This is a genomic window from Bacteroidia bacterium (genome assembly GCA_025056095.1).
Classification (GTDB): Bacteria; Bacteroidota; Bacteroidia; order JANWVE01; family JANWVE01; genus JANWVE01.
In genome coordinates this window covers 1-4,311 of sequence record JANWVW010000234.1, presented here as the reverse complement: position 1 = coordinate 4,311, position 4,311 = coordinate 1, and the positions used below count along the sequence as shown (strand labels likewise).

The window sequence follows — 4,311 nt, the reverse complement described above, 5'->3', positions numbered from 1 at the left end:
CGATAGCGTAGCCCGTAGCACGCCGACCTTGTGGGCATGAGCGCAAGCGAAATGCCCACAAGGGCACGCCCAAAAAATATTCAGTGCAATTAACAAAACCAATTCAGTTTTGCAAAAAACTGCTTAGTACAAAAGACTACAACGGTGGGCTTCTTAGCAAGTTTCTTTTCCTATGCAATGCTAATCCCTAATCTGCCCTTCATGCTACCTAAGAGTTCGGTATCTAGCCAAATATCAAATCTGCCTTGGTATATGCCATACCTATCTTAAAGCTGCCAAACCTTTTTATATAAAGAACCCCATTGTAGAAACAAAGGTTATTTTTTCCTGCAATCTAACAACCTGAATACCTCCCAAAAATAGAAAAATAGTGCCCGTTGTACTCATTCTGCCGACTATTTACCTTTTTGAAAAGTAGCTGTGTCAGTATAACAATTAAAATCTACCAACCGCGTACGGATACAAAGTAAAATATAAACAAAGATACGCCAAAAAGCAGATACACGATAACGTGCAGTACTCTGAAAGGGTGTATATCCTATATTTTGATACAAGCGGTCATCATGCTATGCTATCTACGTAGTTATTACTTGGTCAGTGTTTCTGTTAAAGCGGGGAATGTGGTTGAGCAGGCTACTTTAATTGACAGGATTGTTTAGTGCATAGCTGTATTTTACAGCGTATACTGCAAGTTTTTCGCTGTGTGTATTTCCTGTAATAGTATCTCCATTGGGTAAAGTAAAAGAAACCCCGCGTAGTGGGGTCTATGATACCGTTAAGCTTAGCTGCAAATGTATTCTATAATCTGCATATTTTTGCCCTCTATATGAAATACAAAAACTTAGGAAAATCAGGCTTGATTTGCAGTCAAATAAGCATAGGAAGTTGGCTGACGTACGGTTTTGGCGTAGAGGATACTACGGCATTCCGATGCTTGGATACAGCCATAGACTTAGGTATAAACGTAATTGATACCGCAGATGTATATAACAGAGGAGAAGCAGAACGCATAATTGGAAATTACCTCAAAACTAAAAACAGACACGAAATTGTACTAGCTACAAAAGTATTCGGTCCTATGAGCGACCATTTTATGTCGCAAGGGCTATCCGCAAGACATATACGCAACGCATGTGAAGCCAGCTTGATGCGCCTACATACAGACTATATTGACCTATATCAATGCCACAGATATGACATAGACACTCCTTTAGAAGAAACTTGCTACGCTATGCACCGTTTGATAGAAGAGGGTAAAATTCTCTATTGGGGGGTAAGCCAATGGAGTGCAGTACAAATTCTCAATGCTATACGAATTTGTGAAAAAAATAATTGGCGTAAACCTATTTCCAATCAGCCCGTTTACAACATGCTCAACAGGTCTTTAGAAATAGATGTGATGGGAGTTTGTGAACAAGAAGGTTTAGGTTTAATGGTATATTCACCTTTGGCACAAGGACTATTAACAGGCAAATATACACAAGAAAACCCTAGACCCAAAAATTCCCGAGCTGCTAGTGAAAAAATGGGCAAAATGTTTCCTACCCAGCAAATGACCGAAAAATTTTACACTCAAATAGATATGTTGAAAAAAATAGCTGCTGAATTAGGTTGCACCTTAGCCCAATTGGCTTTAGCTTGGTGCTTGCGCAAAACTCCTGTTACTAGTTGTATCATTGGAGCTACGCAGCCTGAACAAATTGAAGAAAACGTTAAAGCCGTAGAAATAATTTTGAGCGCAGAAATTATTCAAGAAATAGAAAACATATTAGACAATCACCCAAGAGATCAATATACAGGTGCTTTAATAGGACATGGAATTATCAAAAGGGGCTATTGATTTAATCAATTCATTTTAGCTTGAATATCCTTGATAATTGTTTCGTAGTGCTCTTTTTGAGCAGGATTTTTGGCTATTAAAACTTGGTAAATCCGAATAGCGCGTTCATATTGCTTTTGCAATACAAATATTTTAGCCAAAGTTTCAGATGCAATGTCTTCGTATTCAACTGTTTGATGTACTGTTTTATTTTCTATTACACCTGTATCGTCAAGTTTAGGTTTAGTAATTTTAGGTTGAATTTCTAAAAACCTATCTATGATACGAGTTTGTAGAGCTTTCTTGTCTTCGGCAGAAGGAGGTCTATCCACAGGCGGAACTTGCGGAGTAAAATTGCTCATCAGTATTTCTTCCAACAAGGACATATACTGTGGATTAGTTTCAAGTTCTTTGGGCGTATTTTGAGTAATCGTATCGGTTATATTTTCGGTTGCAGAGTTTTGAGTAGTTTCTTGTTCATTTTTTTCATCTTTTGATTTGTTTGTAGTTGACTCTTTATTATTGAGGGCTTGTGCTTCACGAACGGCTTGTAGTTCTTGCTCAAACCACTCTTTAATTTTGGGGACATTTAAGCTAACCCCCTGCTGTATGTTTTCAGTATCTTGTGCAGCACTTATCTTGTCTTGATTTTGAGGTAGCCCTACCTCCTGAACTAAATTTTCTACGGTTGTTTGAGATGTTTTACGTTGTATGCCATCTTGAAGTAATGCTAAACGTGCCTTTTCTTGGTTTTGGTAAATAGATTGTTTGAGTTTTTCTATGTCTTCAATTACAGGATTAGAAAAAATTTTTTCATCTAAATCCGACAAAATATATCCTACTTCTTTAACTTCCTCAACAAGGGGAGGAGGCTCAATAACAGAAGTTTCTTCGTGCAAAACTTCCTTCATAAGTTCCTCTTGACTTTCTGCAGGTTGAGGGGAAGGTGTATTCGTATCTAATAACCATTCAGGATGTTGTATTACCTGTTTGCGGTAGTCAGTAAGATTTTCTATATATTCTTGTAATTTTCTGCGATTAGGGGCATAAACGCTAGCAATTTTGAGAGCATTTTTGTAAGGTTCGCCTTTGGATTGGGCTAAAAGTTTAGCTTGCTTAAAATAAAGCAAAGTGTAGTAGGGATAGTCTTGTATGAGTGCCTCAATTTCTGATAGACTTTCTTCCATACCTCAAAAATACTAAAAAAATATCACGGCAAATAATCAACAAAAAGGCTGCATTAGCAAGTACGTAATTAAATCGTATTTTTGCTGTTGATGATAGGTATTCAAATGGTTGACCTGCGTACTCAATATCATCGTATTCAGCAGGAGATAGATAAAGCTATTTTAGATGTAGTAGAGAGCAGTGCTTTCATAAATGGACCTGCGGTAAAACAATTTGCTCAAAATTTAGCTAAATATCTAAATGTAAAGCATGTTATTCCTTGTGCTAACGGTACAGATGCCTTACAAATATCCATGATGGCTTTAGGTTTGCAGCCTGGTGATGAGGTAATTACGCCTAGCTTTTCTTATATTGCTGCCGCAGAAACTATAGCCATACTGCGTTTGAAGCCTGTTTTTGTAGATTCTGACCCTGACACTTTTAACATAAACATAGATAGTCTAAAAAAAGCTATTACACCCCGAACTAAAGCAATTATTCCTGTTCATTTGTTTGGGCAAGTTTGTGATATGCAGCCTATATTGGAGATATCGCAGCAGTACAATATCCCTGTAATTGAAGACACTGCTCAAGCTATCGGAGCTATATATACTTTTCCTGATGGCACTCAAAAAAAAGCGGGCACAATGGGCATTATTGGTACAACTTCTTTCTTTCCCTCTAAAAATTTAGGCTGCTACGGCGATGGCGGAGCAATGTTTACAAATGATGACGCTATTGCTGAAAAACTTCGCATGATTGCAAATCATGGCTCAAAAGTCCGTTATTATCACGAAATGGTGGGCATGAATAGTCGATTAGACTCAATTCAAGCTGCTGTATTAGATGTCAAACTAAAATACCTAGATAACTACATTCAAGCAAGGCGCCAAGCCGCAGACAAATACGACAATTTACTTAAAAATGTAGATGAAGTCATTACCCCTTATCGTGCGCCTTATGGCTATCATGTATTTCATCAATATACTTTGCGATTGAAGAAACAGAACAATCATCAAGTGCAAAAGAAATTAGCAGAGAAAAACATTCCAAGTATGATTTACTATCCTGTGGTAGGACACAAGCAAAATATGTTTGCCGATTATCATCATTTGCATTTGCCCGTAGCCGAACAGTTACAAAAAGAGGTTCTTTCCTTACCTATGCACACAGAGCTGACCGATGAGCAGATTTACTACATCGTAGATAATCTTAAAGATGCAGTTTGTTCATAAAATTTTTGGATGATTATTTTTTTGGGCGTGCCCTTGTGGGCGTTTCGCTTGCGCTCATGCCCACAAGGTCGGCGTGCTACGGGCTACGCT

The 4,311-nt window shown here is 37.9% G+C and carries 3 protein-coding genes; 2 read left to right on the top strand and 1 reads right to left on the bottom strand.

Going from position 1 to position 4,311, the window contains the following annotated elements:
* Positions 1-826: 826 nt before the first annotated feature.
* The gene (locus NZ519_12585; GenBank protein MCS7029591.1) at positions 827-1,840 is read left to right on the top strand and encodes an aldo/keto reductase family protein; all 1,014 of its coding nucleotides are present in this window, start codon (positions 827-829) and stop codon (positions 1,838-1,840) included.
* A gap of 5 nt (positions 1,841-1,845) precedes the next feature.
* Here NZ519_12585 and NZ519_12580 read toward each other — a convergent pair whose 3' ends face one another.
* Positions 1,846-3,006: a hypothetical protein gene (locus NZ519_12580; protein MCS7029590.1), complete on the bottom strand. Its 1,161-nt coding sequence runs from the start codon at positions 3,004-3,006 to the stop codon at positions 1,846-1,848.
* A 90-nt stretch (positions 3,007-3,096) separates the two neighbouring features.
* Here NZ519_12580 and NZ519_12575 point away from each other — a divergent pair, with 90 nt between their 5' ends.
* On the top strand, positions 3,097-4,221 hold the full coding sequence (locus NZ519_12575) for a DegT/DnrJ/EryC1/StrS family aminotransferase (GenBank protein MCS7029589.1): 1,125 nt from the start codon (positions 3,097-3,099) through the stop codon (positions 4,219-4,221).
* Positions 4,222-4,311 lie beyond the last annotated feature (90 nt).